Origin of the sequence: Pseudomonas sp. NPDC096950 (assembly GCF_044762525.1) — a bacterium.
Classification (GTDB): domain Bacteria; phylum Pseudomonadota; class Gammaproteobacteria; order Pseudomonadales; family Pseudomonadaceae; genus Aquipseudomonas.
Genome location: NZ_JBIWEL010000006.1, coordinates 194,277 through 211,600 on the forward strand (window position 1 = coordinate 194,277; position 17,324 = coordinate 211,600).

Consider the following 17,324-nt stretch of genomic DNA (forward strand, 5'->3'; position numbering starts at 1 on the left):
AAACGGGCATATCGCTGTCAGGCCAGCGGCAAACATCCACTCTTGCCGGAGCCTGACCTACAGGCTAGATGATTTTCAGACACTACCGGCAACTGATTCATTCCATACACCCAAGCGAACTCCAGACAAGGGGACTATGCTCTGGTCACTCGGATCCACATTCTGTGACCGTTCGGCCAGGTGATCAGGGAAAGGATGCCCCTATGAACAGACCGTTTCGAACCGCTGTCGCCCGGGGCGCATGCCTATGAATGCGCTGCTTGCACGGACTAACCGGCGCATCCTCATCGTCGACGATACTGCTTCGATCCATCAGGATTTTGCGAAGATCCTCAGCCCTCAGACCATTGAGGACGACGATCTGGACAGCACCGAAAGGGCTCTTTTCGGATCGACGGCAGCCATTACGTTGCAAAGCTTCACCCTCGACTCGGCTTATCAGGGCCTTGAAGCCCTGAACAAGGTCGAAACGGCGCTGGCCAACGACATGCCCTACGCCATGGCCTTCATCGATATGCGCATGCCGCCGGGCTGGGACGGTCTGGAAACCATCGAACGGCTGTGGCAGGTCGATCCCAAGCTGCAAGTGGCGCTGTGCACGGCGTATTCCGACTATTCCTGGGAAGACATCGACGAACGCCTGGAGCTGGGCGATCGCCTGCTGATCCTGAAAAAACCCTTCGATGCCATCGAAATCCGTCAGATGGCCAGCGCGCTCACCGCCAAATGGCAAATGACCGAAGACGCGGCGCTGAAGATGTCCCTGCTTGAACAAGCCGTGGAAGAACGCACCCTGGAGCTGTCCGACGCCAACATCATCGTGCAGAACAGCCCGACGATTTTGTATCGGCTGCGCGGCGAGCCGTCGTTCCCGCTGATGTACATCTCCCACAACATCACCAAATACGGACACACCGCGGCCAAACTGGTGGCGTCGGCCAATTGGTCCAAGGAGCTGATTCACCCGGACGACCTGTCGAAAGTCGACGACGCCATGGAGCGGGTGCTGGACCGGCATGCCGAGGGCGCGTCCATCGAGTTCCGCATGCGCACCGGCGACGGGGCCTGGCGCTGGGTGGAAAACCGCTACATCCCGGTGCGGGACGCCGAAGGCCGGTTGCTGGAAGTCGAAGGCATCATCCTCGACATTACGGAACGCAGGCTCGCCGAAGAGAAAATCGCCCTGCTCGCCCGCACCGACGGGCTGACCGGGCTGGCCAACCGCGCGACCCTGATCGAGCGCTTGCATCAGGCGTATGCGGCCCATCGGCGTGGCGCCACGGCGTTCGCGATTTTTTACCTGGACCTGGATCACTTCAAACGCATCAACGACACCCTCGGCCACCCGGTGGGCGACCTGTTGCTGCAGGAGGTCGCCCGGCGGATCAAGGCCTGCGTGCGTGAAAACGACGTGGTCGCGCGCCTTGGGGGTGACGAATTCGCAATCCTGCAGCTTGATGTCAACGACCCGACCCAGTCCGCGGCACTGGCGGCCAAGGTCCGCGATTCGCTGGTGCTGCCCTACTCCCTGGGCGGCAACGATGTGCGCGCCTCGGTCAGCATCGGCATCAGCAGTTGCACCCCGGACATCCTCAGTGCCGACAGCCTGCTGACCCAGGCCGACATGGCGCTCTATCGCTCCAAGGAGCAGGGCCGCAACCAGTACCACTTTCATTCCGAGGAGATCAATCAGGAAGTGGTCGAGCGCATGACCATCGCCAGCGACCTGAAAACAGCGATCGAAAACGAAGAACTGGAACTGCATTACTGGCCGGAAGTGGACCTGAGCACCGGCAAGATCCTCGGCATGGAAGCGCAGGTCACCTGGAACCACCCTACCCGCGGCTTGCTCGAAGGCCCGGCGTTCCTGCCGGCGGCGGAAAAAACCGGGACCATTGTCGCCCTCGGCCACTGGGTGCTGGACCAGGCCTGTCGGCAAATGCGTCAGTGGCGTGACGAAGGCATGGCACCACCGGTGATTGCGATCAAGCTGTCCCTGGCCCAGCTCAAGAGCGGCCCCGAACTCATCTATGACGTGCTGCGCACCACCGCGCGCTGGGAACTGTGCCCCTGGGACCTGCGCTTCGACGTCACCGAAGCGACCCTGGCCCAGACCAAATGGACCCACAACGATGTGCTGCCGCGCTTGCGGGAGTTGGGGGTGAAAATCGCCATCGATGATTTCGGCACCGAATATTCTTCGTTCGATTACCTCAAGACCTACCAGGTCAACCACCTGAAACTCGCCCAGGCCTTCATCGACACGGCGGCCCAGGATCCGGCGAGCGCGAACACCTTGCGGGCGATTATTAATTTCGCCCGTGATGTAGGGATCGGAATCATTGCCGAAGGTGTCGAAACCCAGGAGCAACGCAGTTCGTTGATGGCCACGGGTTCGCCGATGAATGCCCAAGGGTACTTCTTCAGCAAAGCGGTCAGCAGCCAACAAGCCGCCGAACTGCTGAAAGCCGGGAGCATCGTGCCCTCGGGCAGCGAAATCGGCCCAAGCCTGGGCAACCCGCCGCGTTCCACGGAGGAAAACGGATGAAGACACCCTTCGTGCGGACCAATCGGCGCATTCTGATCATTGACGACACGCCGTCGATCCATCTGGATTTTCGCAAAATCCTCGACCCCGACGCGGACGAGGAACAGTCCCTGGCCGGCACCGAAGAAGCGCTGTTCGGCACCCTGCAACCGGACCGGCTGACTTTTGAGCTCGACTCCGCGTATCAGGGCCGGGAAGCCCTGGAACTGGTCAAGCGCGCCCGGGCCGAAGGTCGCCCTTATGCCCTGGCGTTCACCGACATGCGCATGCCGCCAGGCTGGGACGGGCTGGAAACCATCGAGGAGTTGTGGAAGGCCGACCCCAGCCTGCAAATCGCCCTGTGCACCGCGTATTCGGATTACAGCTGGGAAGCCATGGCCGAACGACTGGAATTCGGCGATCAGTTGCTGGTGCTGAAAAAACCGTTCGACAGCCTGGAAATCCGCCAGATGGCCAGTGCCCTGACCTGGAAATGGCAGATGGCCCAGGACGCGGCGATGAAAGTGCTGAGCCTGGAGCAGACCATCGAGGCCCGGGTGCATGAGCTGCTGAAAGTCTCGCACCTGCTGCAATACGACATTCTCACCGAGTTGCCCAACAGCACCCTGCTCGGCGATCGCCTGAATCAGTCCCTGGCCTTGTCCCGGCGCCACGACAAACAACTGGCGGTGATGTTTCTCGGGCTGGATCGCTTCAAGCGCATCAACAATGCCCTGGGCCATCCGGCCGGCGACGAAATGCTCAAACGCGTCGGGCAAAGCCTGGTGGCCACGGTACGCGAATCCGACTCGGTGTTTCGCTACGGCTCCGACGAGTTCGTGGTGATCCTGGCCGATATCCGTCATCCCCAGCAGACCAAAGGCATCGCCGAAAAGCTCTTGAATGCCATCCGCGCGCCGCAACACATCGCCGGCCACGACCTGAGCGTGACCGCCAGCCTGGGGATCAGCATTTACCCCGAGGATGGTCTCGACGCCATCGTACTGATCAAGAAAGCCGAAACCGCGATGCGCAACGTCAAGGAAAACGGCCCCAACGATTTCAGCTTTTTCATCGATGAAATGAACCAGCGCGCCCGGGAACAGCAGAGCATCGAGTCAGGGATTCGCCTGGCCCTGGAGCGCAACGAATTTGTCCTGCACTACCAACCGAAAATGGACCTGAGCAATGGCCAGGTGGTGGGTGCCGAAGCATTGATCCGCTGGAAAAAACCGGGACAAGGCTGGGTGTATCCCTCGGATTTCATCGCGGTGGCCGAAGACAGCGGCTTGATTGTGCCGTTGACCAAATGGGTGATGGCCCAGGCCTGTCGCCAGGCGTGTGTCTGGCGCACGGCCGGGTTGCCGGACATTTGCATCTCGGTGAACGTGTCAGCCATCGACTTTCGCCAGCGCGACTTCGTCGAGAGCATCGAGCTGATCCTCAAGCAGACCGGGATGGAGCCGACGTTGCTGGAACTGGAAATTACCGAAGGCGTGTTGATGCAGAACGTCGACGCCACGGTAACGGCGCTGAACCGGATCAAGGCCCTGGGCGTTCGCCTGGCGATCGATGACTTCGGCACCGGTTATTCCAGCCTGAGTTATTTGCGCCGATTCCCCATCGATGTGTTGAAAATCGACCAGTCATTCATTCGCGGCTTGAGCCGTGACAGCAGCGACGCCGCGCTGGTCAGCGCCATCATCAGCCTGGGCAAGAGCCTCAAACTGACCGTGATCGCCGAAGGCATCGAAACCCTCGAACAACTGGATTTCCTCAAGGCCCACCACTGCGAAGAAGGCCAGGGTTATTACTTCAGCAAAGCGGTGGCGCCGGACGCCTTTGCCCATTATCTGATGTCCGTGAAACCCCTGCCTTCAGCCCAGGCATGAGCAGTACGCAACGACACGCAGGCCAACCGCCAAGGAATCACCCGATGTCGCCTAAACCTGCCTTTGCCCTTGCGGTGTTTGCGTTGGCGATCTGCCTGACCGCCACTGGCGCACCGCTGGACGAACCGCTCAAACCGCTACCCGCCGCGCCGCAGCAGAATCCCTTGCGGGTCGAACTCGGTCGCCAGTTATTCAATGAGCCACGCTTGTCGGTCAACAACACGCTGTCGTGCGCCGGTTGCCACCGACTGGAAAGCGGCGGCGCCGACAATAAACCGTTTTCCATCGGCTTCAACGGCCAACCGGTGGCCATCAACACCCCCAGCGTGTTCAACGCCACCCTGAACTTCCGGCAATTCTGGAACGGCCGGGCCGACACCCTGGAAACCCAGGTCCACGAAGTGGTGCAGAGCCCCAGCGAAATGGGCAGCAACTGGGAACACGTGGTGCAAACGCTGAGCGCCGACCCGACCTATAAATCCGCCTTCGCCAACGCCTACCCGGACGGCGTCACCATGAACAATGTGCAAAACGCCCTGGCCAACTACGAACGCACCCTGCTCAGCAGCAACTCGCGCTTCGATCAGTACCTGCAAGGCAATACCGACATCCTCACCCTCGATGAAAAATACGGCTATCAGCGCTTCAAGGACTACGGCTGCATCTCGTGCCACCAAGGGGTGAACATCGGCGGCAACATGTTCCAGAAATTCGGGGTCATGGGCGATTACTTCAAGGCCCGGGGCAATCCCGTCGAAAGCGACCTGGGGCGCTACCTGGTGACCAAGGATGAAGAGGACCGCAACGTGTTCAAGGTCCCGAGCCTGCGCAACGTCGCCGTCACCGCGCCGTACTTTCACGACGCCTCGGCGAAAACCCTCGAAGAAGCCGTGGATGTGATGTTCAAGTTCCAACTCGGCCGTGTGCCCTCCGATGACGACCAGACGCTGATCATCAAATTCCTCAAGACCCTGACCGGTGAATGGGAGGGCAAGCCATTATGAAAATGTCCCGCCGTCGTAGCCTGGCGCTGCTCAGCCTGGTGGCCCTGGCCCTGGCTTCGATCCTGCTGTTCCTGTACCTCAAATCCAGCTCTGACCAGACCTCGACCTACACCGAGTCCCGGGACTTGATTGCGCGGATGAAACAACTCAATGCGCAATGGGAAACCGAAATTCTCAAGGCCCGGGTCGCCATCAGTCATAACTACGATCCGCTGGTGTCACCTATCACCGAAATGACCGAGCTGTGGCAGCGCTTCGACAGCATGGAATCGAACCACGGCCGCAACGACTCACCGGTCTGGAACACCAGCCATGATGCGTACCTGGCCGCCATCGGGGAAAAAACCCGCCTGGTGGAACAGTTCAAGTCCCACAACGCGGTGCTGCGCAATTCCCTGGCGTTCCTGCCCACGGCCGAGGACGACATCCAGCAACCCCTGACCGAAGTGGTGGGTGGCGACCAACTGCAACTGCAGAACATCGCCACCGACACCTACGACTTGCTGCTCAGCGCCCTGGAATTCGCCCAGGTCACCTCGGATGACAAGGCCGCCGACATCCTCGTGGGCCTGAACAAAATGGGGGTCAATAAAACCCGACTGCCGGAGGCGTTCCATAGTCCCATCGACATCCTGAGCAACCACATTGCGCTGATCCTGCGCGAGCAACCGATCGTCAACCGTCTGCTGGAAAACATCGAAGCCGTCCCGGTAGCCCAGCGCCTGGATGACATCACCAGACTGCTGAACCAGGATCAGCAACAGTCCGACGCGATCTATCAGCGCTACCACTTCTACATGCTGGTGTTTTCCGTGCTGCTGGTTTTGGTGCTGGTGTACCTGGCGATCCGGTTGATGCGCAGTTACACCGAGATCAGTCGCGTCAACAAAGCACTGCAAACCGCCAACGATGACCTGGAACTGCGGGTCGAAGAACGCACCCGGGAACTCAAGGACACCCAGAGCGAACTGCTCGACACGGCGCGCCAGGCCGGCATGGCCGAGATCGCCACCAACGTGTTGCACAACGTCGGCAATGTGCTCAACAGCGTGAACATCTCCGCCGACCTGGTGACCCGCAAACTGCGCAGCAGCAAGGCCCTGGGCCTGGGCAAGGCGATGCAGTTGATCAACGAACATCCGACGGACCTGGGCAGTTTTCTGAGCGAGGATGCCAAAGGCAAATTACTGCCCGGCTACCTCAATCAACTGGTGGACGCCATCGCCCTGGAACAACAGGGCATGACTGACGAACTCGCCCAACTGACCAAAAGCGTGGACCACATCAAGGACATCGTCGCCACCCAGCAATCCTACGCGGGCGCCAACAGCCTGATGGAGCCGGTGCAGATCAGCGAATTGCTGGAGGACGCCCTGCGCATGAACTCCGGCGCCCTGACCCGGCACCATGTCACGGTAGTCAAGGAGTACAGCGAAGTGCCAAGGGTGATGGGCGACAAGCACCGCTTGTTGCTGATCCTGATCAACCTGATCAGCAATGCCAAATACGCCATGTCCGATCTCAGCGACCGACCACGCCAGATGACTCTCGGAGTAAAAATCGTCGACGACACTATTCTGCAAGTCAGCGTCAAGGATGACGGCGAAGGCATCCCCGCGGAAAACATGACACGAATCTTTGCTCACGGTTTTACCACCCGCAAGGAAGGCCACGGGTTCGGCCTGCACAGCTGCGCCCTGGCCGCCATCGAGATGAACGGCCACCTCACCGCCCACAGTGACGGGCCGGGCAAAGGCGCACAGTTCACGTTGCAAATCCCCCTGAAAACCGTAGCAGGTGACGCATGAGCAACCCTTCGAATCGACGCATTTTGTTGATCGATGACACACCGTCCATTCATGTGGATTTCCGTAAGATCCTCACCCCGGCACCGCCGCAACACGTGGAGCTGGACGAGATGGAAGCCGCGCTGTTCGGTGCTGAAGCGAAATCCGCCAGCGCACTGTTCGAACTGGATTCGGCATTCGGCGGTCAGGAAGGCCTGGGCAAACTCAAATTCGCCCTGAAGGAACAGCGTCCCTACGCCATGGCGTTCGTCGACATGCGCATGCCCGACGGCTGGGACGGCGCGCAGACCATCGAACACCTGTGGCAGGAAGACCCGCGCCTGCAAGTGGTGGTGTGTACCGCTTACTCCGATTATTCATGGGACGAACTGCTGGACCGTTTGCAGGCCCACGACCGGCTGCTGATCCTGAAAAAGCCCTTCGACAACATCGAAGTCCAGCAAATGGCCAACACCCTGCTGACCAAATGGGACATGACCGAACGGGCCAGTGTGCAGGTGGATCATCTGGGGCAAATGGTCGAACGCCGGACCCGGCAGTTCAAGGAAGCCAGCGTCGAGTTGCAACGGGAAATCGACGAGCGCAAACAGCTGGAATCGCAACTGGTGCAATCGGAGAAACTCGCCTCCCTGGGGCAACTGGCGGCCGGTGTTGCCCATGAAATCAACAACCCCATCGGCTTCATTTCCTCCAACCTCGGTTGCCTGGACGGCTACTTCAAGCAATTGCAGGAAATGCTCGACGCCTATCGCGGTGCCGAAGAGGCGATTACGTCGCCCGAGGTGATCGACCGACTGAATGTGCTGCGCGAACGGGTCGAACTCGAATTCCTGCGCGAAGACATTCCGTTGCTGATCAAGGAATCCAAGGACGGCATCAGCCGCGTCGGGCAGATCGTCAAGGATCTGAAGGACTTCTCCCGGGTGGACTCCAACCAGGAATGGCAGTGGGCCAATCTGCAACAGGGCATCGAATCGACCCTGAACATCGTCGCCAATGAACTCAAGTACAAGGCCGATGTGGTGAAGCAATATCAGGTGCTGCCGGAAATCGAGTGCCTGCCCTCGCAAATCAACCAGGTGATCATGAATCTGATCGTCAACGCGTCGCAGGCGATCGGCACGGAGCGCGGCACCATCACATTAAGCACCGGGCTTGAGGGCGAGACGGTGTGGATCGAGGTGGCGGATACGGGCTCGGGCATTGAGCCGCAGACGTTGCAGAAGATCTTCGACCCGTTCTTCACCACCAAACCGATTGGCCAGGGCACGGGGTTGGGGTTGTCACTGTCGTACGGGATCGTGAAAAAACATCACGGGGATATTTCGGTGCGCAGCGTCGTCGGGACCGGCACGACCTTCAGGGTTGAGTTGCCGGTGCATCAGACCAAGTTGGCGAGCTGAACACCATTTAAATGTTGGAATAAATATCAAATGTGGGAGCGAGCCTGCTCGCGAATGCGGTGGATCAGTCACTGTTAATGTTGACTGATATACCGCTTTCGCGAGCAGGCTCGCTCCCACAGGGTTAAGCGCCAGGCTTGGGTTATGTGGCTTCCTGGAAATCCATTTCCGGCGGCTGGCGGCGGAACCCGCCCGTCAGCACTGCCAGGTACACCACGCCAATCGCCAGCCAGCTCAGGCCCAGGTAAATCGCCAGGTGATCGAGGCTGACCATCAGCCACAGATCCGCTGCCAGGCCAATGAACGGGAACACCAGGAACAGCACCAGTTCACGCGGGCCTTTCTTCTCGCCAGCGATCCAGTAATGGAAGATCACCGAGAGGTTCACCAGACTGAAGGCCAGGAACGCGCCGAAGTTGATGAACGAGGTCGAGGTGGTCACGTCGAGTTTCAGGGCGAGCAAAGCCACGACCGCACACAGCAGGATGCTGTTGACCGGCGTGCCGAACTTCTCGTGCAACGTGCCGAAGAACGACTTCGGCAACACGCCGTCGCGGCCCATGGCGAACAGCAACCGCGAACCGCTGGCCTGGGCCGACAGGCCCGAAGCGAACTGGCCGACGATCAGGCCGATGAGGAAGATCGACACGAACAGGTCGCCGCCGATGTTGCGGGCAATTTCGTAGGCCGCCGAGTCGACGTTATCGAACTGGAACGACGGGTGGGCGATCTGCACGAAGTACGACACGCCGACGAAAATCAAACCGCCGATCAGGGTAATCAGCATGATCGCCCGTGGAATGGTGCGGCGTGGATCGCGGGTTTCTTCGGTCAGGGTGCTGACTGCGTCGAAGCCGAGGAACGAGTAACAGGCGATGGCCGCGCCGCTCATGATCAGCGGCATTTGCATGTCGCCGTTGAAGAACGGTTTGACGGTCCACAGCGGCGTGCTCGCGTCGCCACCGATGTAATGGATGCACAGCGCGACGAAGGCGATCAGCACCAGGAACTGCACGAGCATCAGCAAGGCGTTGATGCCGTTGGCCAGTTTCAGGCCGACGATGTTGATCGCGCTGGTGATGCCGATGAACGCCAGCACCCAGATCCACTGCGGCACCGCCGGGAACGCGGAGTTGAGGTAGGCCGCGCCGATCAGCCAGATCGCCATCGGCAGGAACAGGTAATCGAGCAACACCGCCCAACCGGCGATGAATCCGAGTTTCGGGCTGATGGCTTTGCGCACGTAGCTGTAGGCCGAACCGGCGACCGGGAACGCGGCGGCCATGCGCCCGTAGCTCATGGCGGTGAAGAACATCGCCACCAGCGCCGCCAGGTAAGCGGCCGGGACCATGCCGGCGGTGGATTGAGCGAGGATGCCAAAGGTGCCGAGCACAATGATCGGCGTCATGTAGGCGATGCCGAACAGCACCACCGAACCCAATGACAGGGTGCGTTGTAAACGAGCCATGAGCGACTACTCCGAATTTATTAGATTTATGGCAGAGCCGAGTTCGGCGCAAAACTTCGGGTGTTGCGTTGTTGTTCTTGGTTCAACGGTCAAGCAGGTGTGTCGTCTGTAAGGGCCTCTTCGCGAGCAAGCCCGCTCCCACAGGGGAATGCATTCCAAATGTGGGAGCGGGCTTGCTCGCGAAGGCGTCAGCCCAGTCGACACAAAAACCGGATCAGTTCCTGGGAATCAGTAACTCCCGCAGTCCATTGGCATGTTCAACAATCTCCCCCGGCAACTTCAGCCGCTGGTCATCCAGATACCGATAATCCTGCCGCGCCGCCGCCAACCGGTTCAGGTCCAGCTCAACCGCAAACTGCCCCTCCTCCCGTCCGGCTTCGAACAGCAAGGTGCCCAGCGGATCCACCAGCGCACTGCCGCCAGCAAACAACAGCCCGCCATCACCCGCTTCCACCCGGTTGACCATCAGCGCGAACGCCTGGTTTTCCTGGGCGCGGGCCATGATGGCGGTGCGGTGGGTCGGGCCGTAGGGGTCCATGTTGCCGTTGGTGACGATCAGCACTTCGGCGCCCAGTTGCGCCAGGGCGCGGGCGGTTTCGGGAAATTCGATGTCGTAGCAAATCAGCAGGCCGACCCGCACACCGTTCCACAGGCACGTGGCGTAACGGTCGCCGGGCTCGTAGACCCCTCGGTCCGACGCCCACAAATGCGTCTTGCGATAACGCAGGGCAATGCCTTCAGGGGTAATCAGCAGCGTGGTGTTGTAGAAACGACCGTTGTCGTTCTCGGCCATACCGACCACCACGGCGATATTGCGTGCACGGGCGGCGGCGATCACCGCGCTGACGGTCGGGCCATCCAGCGGCTCGGCGACCTGGGCCACGGACTCTTCCGAGGGAAAGCCCATCAAGTGGCCTTCCGGGAACATGATCAGCTGCGTGTCGGCGGCGCTGGCGGCAATCGCGGCCAGGGCGCGTTCGAGGTTGTAAGCCGTGTCATTGTCACGGCCCGCCAATTGGGCGAGTTCGACCTTCATGGGTATTCCTTATTCTCGTGGCCGGGCGGCAGAAAGATTGCCCGGCCGGTGTCTGTGCGCCAGTATGCGCAGCAAGTAACCGGCCAGGGAATTACGCGGCCGGGGTAACCCGATAGGGGTAGACGCATGACACTCTCGCTGGATGACATCGCCTGGCACCGCTCGGTGGGGCAACTGATCGACGCCCTCGACAAGCCGAATTTCTGGACGCAGCTCGTGCGATTGCTCGATCAATACGTGGATTTCGATAGTTGGGTAGTGCTGCTGTTCAGCGCCGACCAGCACCCGCTGGTGTTCGCCGAATGCCCCGGCGAGGACGGCAGCCCCGATCAGTTGTTCCAGGATTACCTGCGCGGTTTGTACCTGCTCGACCCGTTCTACATCGCCTGCCGCGAACAATCGCGCACCGGGCTCTATCGCCTGTCGGAAGTCGCGCCCGAGCACTTCGAGCTGACCGAGTATTACCAGCGCTACTTTCGTCTGAATGTGGTGGCCGATGAAATCCAGTTCAATTGCCAGCTCGAAGGCGACCGCACGTTATGCCTGTCGTTGGGCAGCAAGCAGCGTTTCAGTGGCCAGCAGATTGCGTTGCTGTCGCTGATCCAGCCGTGGGTGTTGGGCCTGTTGCGCCAGCGCCTGCCCTACGAAATCAACGAAGTCGTGGCCCTGGCCCCCGCTCCACCGCAGGCCGACTGGCGGGTACAGCTGGAAGCCTCGGTGCAGCAACTCAAAGGCGCGCAATTGACCGCCCGGGAACTGGACGTCGGAAGGTTGATGCTCAGCGGTTGCTCCAGTAAAGAAATCGCCCGTAAGCTGGAAATCTCCGTAGAAACCGTGAAAGTCCATAAGAAACACATGTACAGCAAGCTGGGGATCAAGTCCCAGCAGGAGCTGTTTTCGATATTTTTGCAGGCGCAGAATGCCTGATTGCCCAGTGCGGGTGCTTTTCTGTGGGAGCGGGCTTGCTCGCGAACGCGGTGTGTCAGGCAACATCAATGTTGAATGTGCCGACCTCTTCGCGAGCAAGCCCGCTCCCACAGGGGTAGCGTGTTGCACATAACCGAGTCCGAACCCAAGGAAACCGTATGAGCCTGTCACTCCTGAGCCGCTACGCCTTCTTTGCCGCTTGCGTGATATTCACCCTCGCCAGCCTGCCCTTCCTGGAGCACGACTGGCTCTGGCCGATCACCGCCGTCACCGGCGTGCTGAGCCTGATCGGCCTGTTCGACCTGCTGCAAAGCCCCCACGCCGTGCGGCGCAACTACCCGATCCTCGGCAACATTCGTTATCTGGTGGAAGGCATTCGCCCGGAAATCCGCCAGTACCTGCTCGAATCCGACAGCGACGCCCTGCCCTTCTCCCGGGCCCAGCGTTCGCTGGTCTATTCCCGGGCCAAGAATGAAAGCGCCGACAAGCCGTTCGGCACGCTGATCGATGTGTACCAGTCGGGTTTCGAATTCATCGGCCACTCCATGCGCCCGGCGCCGTTGAGCGACCCGAGCGGTTTCCGGGTCATGGTCGGCGGACCGCAGTGCACCCAGCCGTACTCGGCGTCGGTGTTCAACATCTCGGCGATGAGTTTTGGCTCCCTCAGCGCCAATGCGATTCGCGCATTGAACCAAGGCGCCAAACTCGGCAACTTCGCCCACGACACCGGCGAGGGCAGCATCAGCGCCTATCACCGGGAAAACGGCGGTGACCTGACCTGGGAACTGGGCAGCGGCTACTTCGGCTGCCGCACCGCCGATGGCCGCTTCGACCCGGAACGCTTCGCCGCCCAGGCGCAGACGCCGCAAGTGCGGATGATCGAAATCAAGATGAGCCAGGGCGCCAAACCCGGCCACGGCGGGATCCTGCCCAAGCACAAGGTCACCAAGGAAATCGCTGAAACCCGCGGCATCATGATGGGCGAAGACTGCATCTCGCCGTCACGCCACAGCGCGTTTTCCACGCCGATCGAACTGATGCACTTCATCCAGCAACTGCGTGAACTGTCCGGCGGCAAACCGGTGGGCTTCAAGTTCTGCCTGGGCCATCCGTGGGAATTCATGGGCATCGCCAAAGCCATGCTGGAAACCGGCATCCTCCCGGACTTTATCGTCGTCGACGGCAAGGAAGGCGGCACCGGCGCCGCCCCCGTGGAGTTCACCGACCACATCGGCGTGCCGATGCGCGAAGGCTTGTTGTTCGTACACAACACCCTGGTCGGCCTGAACCTGCGGGACAAGATCAAACTCGGTGCCAGCGGCAAAATCGTCAGCGCCTTCGACATCGCCAGCGTCCTGGCCATCGGCGCCGACTGGGCCAACTCGGCCCGCGGCTTCATGTTCGCCATCGGCTGCATCCAGTCGCAAAGCTGCCACACCAACAAATGCCCGACCGGCGTTGCGACCCAGGACGTATTGCGCCAGCGTGCGCTGGTGGTGCCGGACAAGGCTCAGCGCGTGTTCAACTTCCATCGCAATACGCTCAAGGCCTTGGCGGAAATGCTGGCGGCAGCGGGTCTGGATCATCCATCACAACTGTCGGCCAAGCATCTGGTGCGGCGCATGTCGGCGACCGAGATCAAGTTGTTCTCGCAGTTGCATGTGTTCTTGAAGCCGGGGGAGTTGTTGACCGGGGAAGTGAATGGCGAGTTTTACTCGCGGATGTGGCAGATGGCGCGGGCGGATAGTTTTGAGCCTGCTGAAACTGCAGCCGCGTAGTGCAGTTGGGCGTGCATGCCGTATCTGCATGCATGCCCTACTACTTCCAGATCCAGAGCAGCAGTGGATTGCCGATCTGGTGCGCCGCCGGCAACGGCACGAAGATCAGCGGTGACGCACGGGATCTTCATGCCTCACGCCCACGAAACAGCACAAACTTCGAAAAGAAGAACCCGCACACCAGGCTCAACAATGAAAATGAAGCAACGGTGACCAGACCGTGAAGCCGCCACCGATCACCGAGCGTCCCGACGCCATAGCTCATGGCACCCATCAAACCAACGAACAGTAGATACGAGAACACCGAAACTCTGCTATCAAGGGTGTAAAGCGCATTTACGTAGAAGGAAAAGGACGCCGCGACGCAATACGCCGCAAAATTGCTGGAAGCCTGGCTAAGTTCAGCGGCGGCGCAGAGGACATAAAATATCTGCCAATGAATAAGCGTGTTGGCCAATCCAACGATCGCGTAAGTAGAGAATCCTTTCCATAAATCCTTCATACCGGCTCCCGCATTGCTGTTGCAGGTGCCTCTCAAACTAAAATCACGCCCCAGTGCCGTCTACTGTCAGAAACTACAGGTCGGTCGCTATTCCGGACGAGCGGTCACCATTGCAATTCGGCCACCGGCTTCGGCTCTTTCATGACGATAAAACCGTAATCCCCCAGCAGGTAAATGCGGTAGTACTGGCTATCCACCAACGGCACGAATCCCTGATAACCGACCCGGGTTGCATTGCGCCGCTCCCGCTCCGCCATCACATTGGTGATGCCGGCCTTCGGCAGATTCTCGGCCAGCATGTAGTAGTCGGTGTTCAGCAAATAGCGCAGCACCGGCAGTTGCTTGAATGAACCCGCAGCCCCGACCAGCCAGTGATCGGAGTAAGTCACCGACATATAAATACGCTTGGCATCGCGCAGTGCCGGGCGGGAAGCGATGTCGTAGCTCAGGGCATTCAGCGCGTTGTTGGCGAAGGTCTTCTGCACCATCAGAACCCGGCCGTAGGCGAAGGACAGCGAGAGCATCGCCAGCAGCGGGATCAGCAAGAGCAACGGCAGTCGTTGATGCACGGCGGCCAGCGCGAGATGGCTGAGGTAGAACAGCAGCACCAGCAGCACCGAAAACCCCATCAAGGTGCGGGCGCCTTCATTGAAGTCGCGGAAAAACAGTGCGGCGCCGGGCACCAGCAGCACGATCACGGGCACGACCAGCAGGCACAGCACGCCGATCAGCGCTTTTCTCAGCCCGGTCTCCTGACGCTCAAGGATGTGTTGGCCGACGCGGACGCTGCCGGCAACGGCACACAGCAGCAATGCGGCAAACACCCAACCGAATCCGCCATGAAACAACAGCATGACCTTTTCCAGCACTCGGCTGAAATTGGTGCCGAGTTGCTGCCATGGCGCCGCCGATCCGTTGAGTAACAAGGTGCGATTCGGACTCATGTAGGCATACGCGGTGGCGCCGTAGATCAACCAGGCCAGCCCCGTTTGCGCGACTTTCCAGCCGATCATCCGGCCCCACTCGAGCCAGGGCAGCCGGTCGTTCGCGCAGCGCAGCAGCTCCACACAACACAACCCGACAAACACATTGATGCTGACCTGATACAACCCCAGGCCCAGGGCAATCAGCAACGCGGGGACCACCAGTTGTTGCACCCGAGAAACACTGCGAAAGGTGATCGCGAAGATCACCGCCACCAGGCTCAAGGCCATGGCCGGCCCGTCGTATTGATACGACAGGTTTTGCAGGAAGAACGGGTTGTACCAGAACGCGAGCACCACCAGGCAATGGGTGAATGTCGGTTCGGCAAAGTAGTGGAAGGTCAGGCGGGTCAAGGCCCAGGCCATGGCCAGCGTGGCGATCAGCAACGGCAACGGGAAGATGTTCGGCGCAGCGCCGGTGAAGGTCAGCCAGTTGTAGAACAGCTGCGTAAATAGCCGGCCTTCCCCTGACCAGCCCATGCCGGCGGCCAGCGAACGCCAATTGTCATCGATGTAGGGATAGTCGGCGAGAATCAACGGCAAGACGTAGGCAAAGGTGGCCAGCAGAAAACACAGCCAGACCCGTCGGCTGCCGAGTTCTCTGTCGAGCCAATCGCCCATCCGCATGTCGGCACACCTCGGGCTACTGCGTTCAACCCATAAGGTATTGAACTCACCGCAGGCCATAGATCACTGGCTTTTCGACAGACGGTGATGCCGGGCAATATCCCGTAATACCCCGACTTTGCAATTACCGGCCAATCGCGCCACCCTGCGCGCCGCCGATGTGCGGCACTTTTTGCGCCGCGTAACGCTCCTTACTCAACACCCGTTCAAGAGCCCTCAGCCATGACGTCTGAACGCGATCACCGCATCGACTTTTTTCGCGGCCTGGCCCTGATCTTCATTTTCTGGGATCACGTGCCGCACAACCCCCTCGGCCAAATCACCCCGCGTAATTTCGGTTTCAGCGATGCGGCGGAAATTTTCGTGTTTCTGGCCGGGTACGCGGCGGTCCTGGCCTACGGCAAGATCCTCAAGCGCGACGGTTATCTGATCGCGTGCGTAAAAATCCTGCGCCGCGCCTGGGTGCTCTACGTGGTGCATATCTTTTTGTTGGCGATGCTGATGGGCATCGTGTTCTTCGCCAACAGCCATGTGGAAACTCGCGACCTGGTGGAAGAAATGGGCATGCTCCACTTCATCACCAATCCCCAGCAAGCGTTGACGGATGAATTGCTGTTGCGCTTCAAACCGAACCTCATGGACCCGCTGCCGCTGTACATCGTGCTGCTGGCCGGTTTGCCGTTGGTGCTGCCGCTGCTGGTGCGCGCACCGTGGGCGGTGGTGGCGGTGTCGTTGACGGTGTACCTGTTGGCGCCCTGGTTTGGCTGGAACCTGGCGGCCATCAAGGATGGCGTGTGGTACTTCAACCCGGTGGTCTGGCAACTGCTGTTCGTGCTCGGTGGCGCTACCGCGATTCACACGCAGCGACCGCGATTGCCCGACACTCGAGGGCTGATGCGCCAACCGTTGTTTGTCGGTGCGCTGGTGTACGCAGTGCTCGCCGGGGTGATTACGATCTCCTGGCGCTGGCCGGAAATACACGACGCGCTGATGCCCGCGTGGCTGAGCAACCTGCTGTACCCGATCAGCAAGACCGACCTGTCGCCGGTGCGCCTGCTGCACTTCCTCGCGTTGGCCTATGTCACCGCCAAACTCTTGCCCGACAGCGGCTGGACACAAAACTGGCTGGCGCAGCAAAGCTGTCGCATGGGGCGTTATTCGTTGGAGGTTTTCTGCCTGGGGGTGCTGTTGGCGCCGTTGGCGGACATGGTCAATGCCATGACCGACGATGCGTTTGCCATGCAGATCTTCACCGCGCTGGTGGGAGCAGGGTTGATGGCGTTGCTGGGGGTTTGGCTGGATTTCAATAAGCGGCTGAACCGACCCGTTTCGGCGGTGCCGGCTTAACGTCAAAAGATCGCAGCCTGCG

The 17,324-nt window shown here is 60.1% G+C and carries 12 protein-coding genes; 8 read left to right on the forward strand and 4 right to left on the reverse strand.

Annotation, left to right across the window (positions count from 1 at the left end; genetic code table 11):
- Positions 1-241: 241 nt before the first annotated feature.
- From ACIQY3_RS13250 to ACIQY3_RS13270, 5 genes are read left to right on the forward strand one after another with little or no spacing between them, the layout of a single operon-like run.
- Positions 242-2,548 carry an EAL domain-containing protein gene (locus tag ACIQY3_RS13250; protein WP_403019886.1) on the forward strand — a complete coding sequence of 769 codons (2,307 nt, stop codon included), beginning with the start codon at positions 242-244 and terminating at the stop codon, positions 2,546-2,548.
- Positions 2,545-4,419, forward strand: coding sequence for a putative bifunctional diguanylate cyclase/phosphodiesterase (locus tag ACIQY3_RS13255; RefSeq protein WP_403019888.1), 1,875 nt, complete (start codon positions 2,545-2,547; stop codon positions 4,417-4,419). The genes ACIQY3_RS13250 and ACIQY3_RS13255 overlap by 4 nt, the downstream gene beginning before the upstream one ends.
- A gap of 44 nt (positions 4,420-4,463) precedes the next feature.
- On the forward strand, positions 4,464-5,423 hold the full coding sequence (locus ACIQY3_RS13260) for a cytochrome-c peroxidase (protein ID WP_403019889.1): 960 nt from the start codon (positions 4,464-4,466) through the stop codon (positions 5,421-5,423).
- Positions 5,420-7,231: a DAHL domain-containing protein gene (locus ACIQY3_RS13265; protein WP_403019890.1), complete on the forward strand. Its 1,812-nt coding sequence runs from the start codon at positions 5,420-5,422 to the stop codon at positions 7,229-7,231. Before ACIQY3_RS13260 ends, ACIQY3_RS13265 begins: the two co-directional genes overlap by 4 nt.
- Positions 7,228-8,634, forward strand: coding sequence for an ATP-binding protein (locus ACIQY3_RS13270; protein ID WP_403019892.1), 1,407 nt, complete (start codon positions 7,228-7,230; stop codon positions 8,632-8,634). Before ACIQY3_RS13265 ends, ACIQY3_RS13270 begins: the two co-directional genes overlap by 4 nt.
- A 142-nt stretch (positions 8,635-8,776) precedes the next feature.
- Here the strand turns inward: ACIQY3_RS13270 and ACIQY3_RS13275 are convergent, their stop codons facing one another.
- Both ACIQY3_RS13275 and ACIQY3_RS13280 read right to left on the reverse strand, forming a co-directional pair.
- The gene (locus ACIQY3_RS13275) at positions 8,777-10,102 is read right to left on the reverse strand and encodes an APC family permease (protein ID WP_403019894.1); all 1,326 of its coding nucleotides are present in this window, start codon (positions 10,100-10,102) and stop codon (positions 8,777-8,779) included.
- Between the two features lie 214 nt (positions 10,103-10,316).
- On the reverse strand, positions 10,317-11,138 hold the full coding sequence (locus tag ACIQY3_RS13280) for a carbon-nitrogen hydrolase family protein (protein ID WP_403019895.1): 822 nt from the start codon (positions 11,136-11,138) through the stop codon (positions 10,317-10,319).
- A 126-nt stretch (positions 11,139-11,264) separates the two neighbouring features.
- Here ACIQY3_RS13280 and ACIQY3_RS13285 point away from each other — a divergent pair, with 126 nt between their 5' ends.
- Both ACIQY3_RS13285 and ACIQY3_RS13290 read left to right on the forward strand, forming a co-directional pair.
- On the forward strand, positions 11,265-12,065 hold the full coding sequence (locus tag ACIQY3_RS13285) for a response regulator transcription factor (RefSeq protein ID WP_403019896.1): 801 nt from the start codon (positions 11,265-11,267) through the stop codon (positions 12,063-12,065).
- Between the two features lie 158 nt (positions 12,066-12,223).
- Positions 12,224-13,843: an FMN-binding glutamate synthase family protein gene (locus ACIQY3_RS13290; RefSeq protein ID WP_403019899.1), complete on the forward strand. Its 1,620-nt coding sequence runs from the start codon at positions 12,224-12,226 to the stop codon at positions 13,841-13,843.
- Between the two features lie 127 nt (positions 13,844-13,970).
- Here ACIQY3_RS13290 and ACIQY3_RS13295 read toward each other — a convergent pair whose 3' ends face one another.
- Together ACIQY3_RS13295 and ACIQY3_RS13300 are read right to left on the reverse strand one after the other, a co-directional pair.
- Entirely contained in the window at positions 13,971-14,345 is a 375-nt protein-coding gene (locus ACIQY3_RS13295) for a GtrA family protein (RefSeq protein ID WP_403019903.1), read from the reverse strand.
- Positions 14,346-14,449: 104 nt separating this feature from the next.
- Positions 14,450-15,955 (reverse strand): glucosyltransferase domain-containing protein, encoded by a 1,506-nt coding sequence (locus tag ACIQY3_RS13300; RefSeq protein ID WP_403019905.1) that lies wholly within the window; start codon positions 15,953-15,955, stop codon positions 14,450-14,452.
- A gap of 222 nt (positions 15,956-16,177) precedes the next feature.
- Between ACIQY3_RS13300 and ACIQY3_RS13305 the strand changes: the two genes are divergently transcribed.
- Positions 16,178-17,302 (forward strand): OpgC family protein, encoded by a 1,125-nt coding sequence (locus ACIQY3_RS13305; protein ID WP_403019906.1) that lies wholly within the window; start codon positions 16,178-16,180, stop codon positions 17,300-17,302.
- Positions 17,303-17,324: the final 22 nt, after the last annotated feature.

What these genes read in the sequence shown, in the direction of transcription:
- ACIQY3_RS13250 (WP_403019886.1), top strand. Translation starts at nt 242, where the DNA reads ATGCCTATGAATGCGCTGCTTGCACGGACTAACCGGCGCATCCTCATC.
- ACIQY3_RS13255 (WP_403019888.1), top strand. Translation starts at nt 2,545, where the DNA reads ATGAAGACACCCTTCGTGCGGACCAATCGGCGCATTCTGATCATTGAC.
- ACIQY3_RS13260 (WP_403019889.1), top strand. Translation starts at nt 4,464, where the DNA reads ATGTCGCCTAAACCTGCCTTTGCCCTTGCGGTGTTTGCGTTGGCGATC.
- ACIQY3_RS13265 (WP_403019890.1), top strand. Translation starts at nt 5,420, where the DNA reads ATGAAAATGTCCCGCCGTCGTAGCCTGGCGCTGCTCAGCCTGGTGGCC.
- ACIQY3_RS13270 (WP_403019892.1), top strand. Translation starts at nt 7,228, where the DNA reads ATGAGCAACCCTTCGAATCGACGCATTTTGTTGATCGATGACACACCG.
- ACIQY3_RS13275 (WP_403019894.1), bottom strand. Translation starts at nt 10,102, where the DNA reads ATGGCTCGTTTACAACGCACCCTGTCATTGGGTTCGGTGGTGCTGTTC.
- ACIQY3_RS13280 (WP_403019895.1), bottom strand. Translation starts at nt 11,138, where the DNA reads ATGAAGGTCGAACTCGCCCAATTGGCGGGCCGTGACAATGACACGGCT.
- ACIQY3_RS13285 (WP_403019896.1), top strand. Translation starts at nt 11,265, where the DNA reads ATGACACTCTCGCTGGATGACATCGCCTGGCACCGCTCGGTGGGGCAA.
- ACIQY3_RS13290 (WP_403019899.1), top strand. Translation starts at nt 12,224, where the DNA reads ATGAGCCTGTCACTCCTGAGCCGCTACGCCTTCTTTGCCGCTTGCGTG.
- ACIQY3_RS13295 (WP_403019903.1), bottom strand. Translation starts at nt 14,345, where the DNA reads ATGAAGGATTTATGGAAAGGATTCTCTACTTACGCGATCGTTGGATTG.
- ACIQY3_RS13300 (WP_403019905.1), bottom strand. Translation starts at nt 15,955, where the DNA reads ATGCGGATGGGCGATTGGCTCGACAGAGAACTCGGCAGCCGACGGGTC.
- ACIQY3_RS13305 (WP_403019906.1), top strand. Translation starts at nt 16,178, where the DNA reads ATGACGTCTGAACGCGATCACCGCATCGACTTTTTTCGCGGCCTGGCC.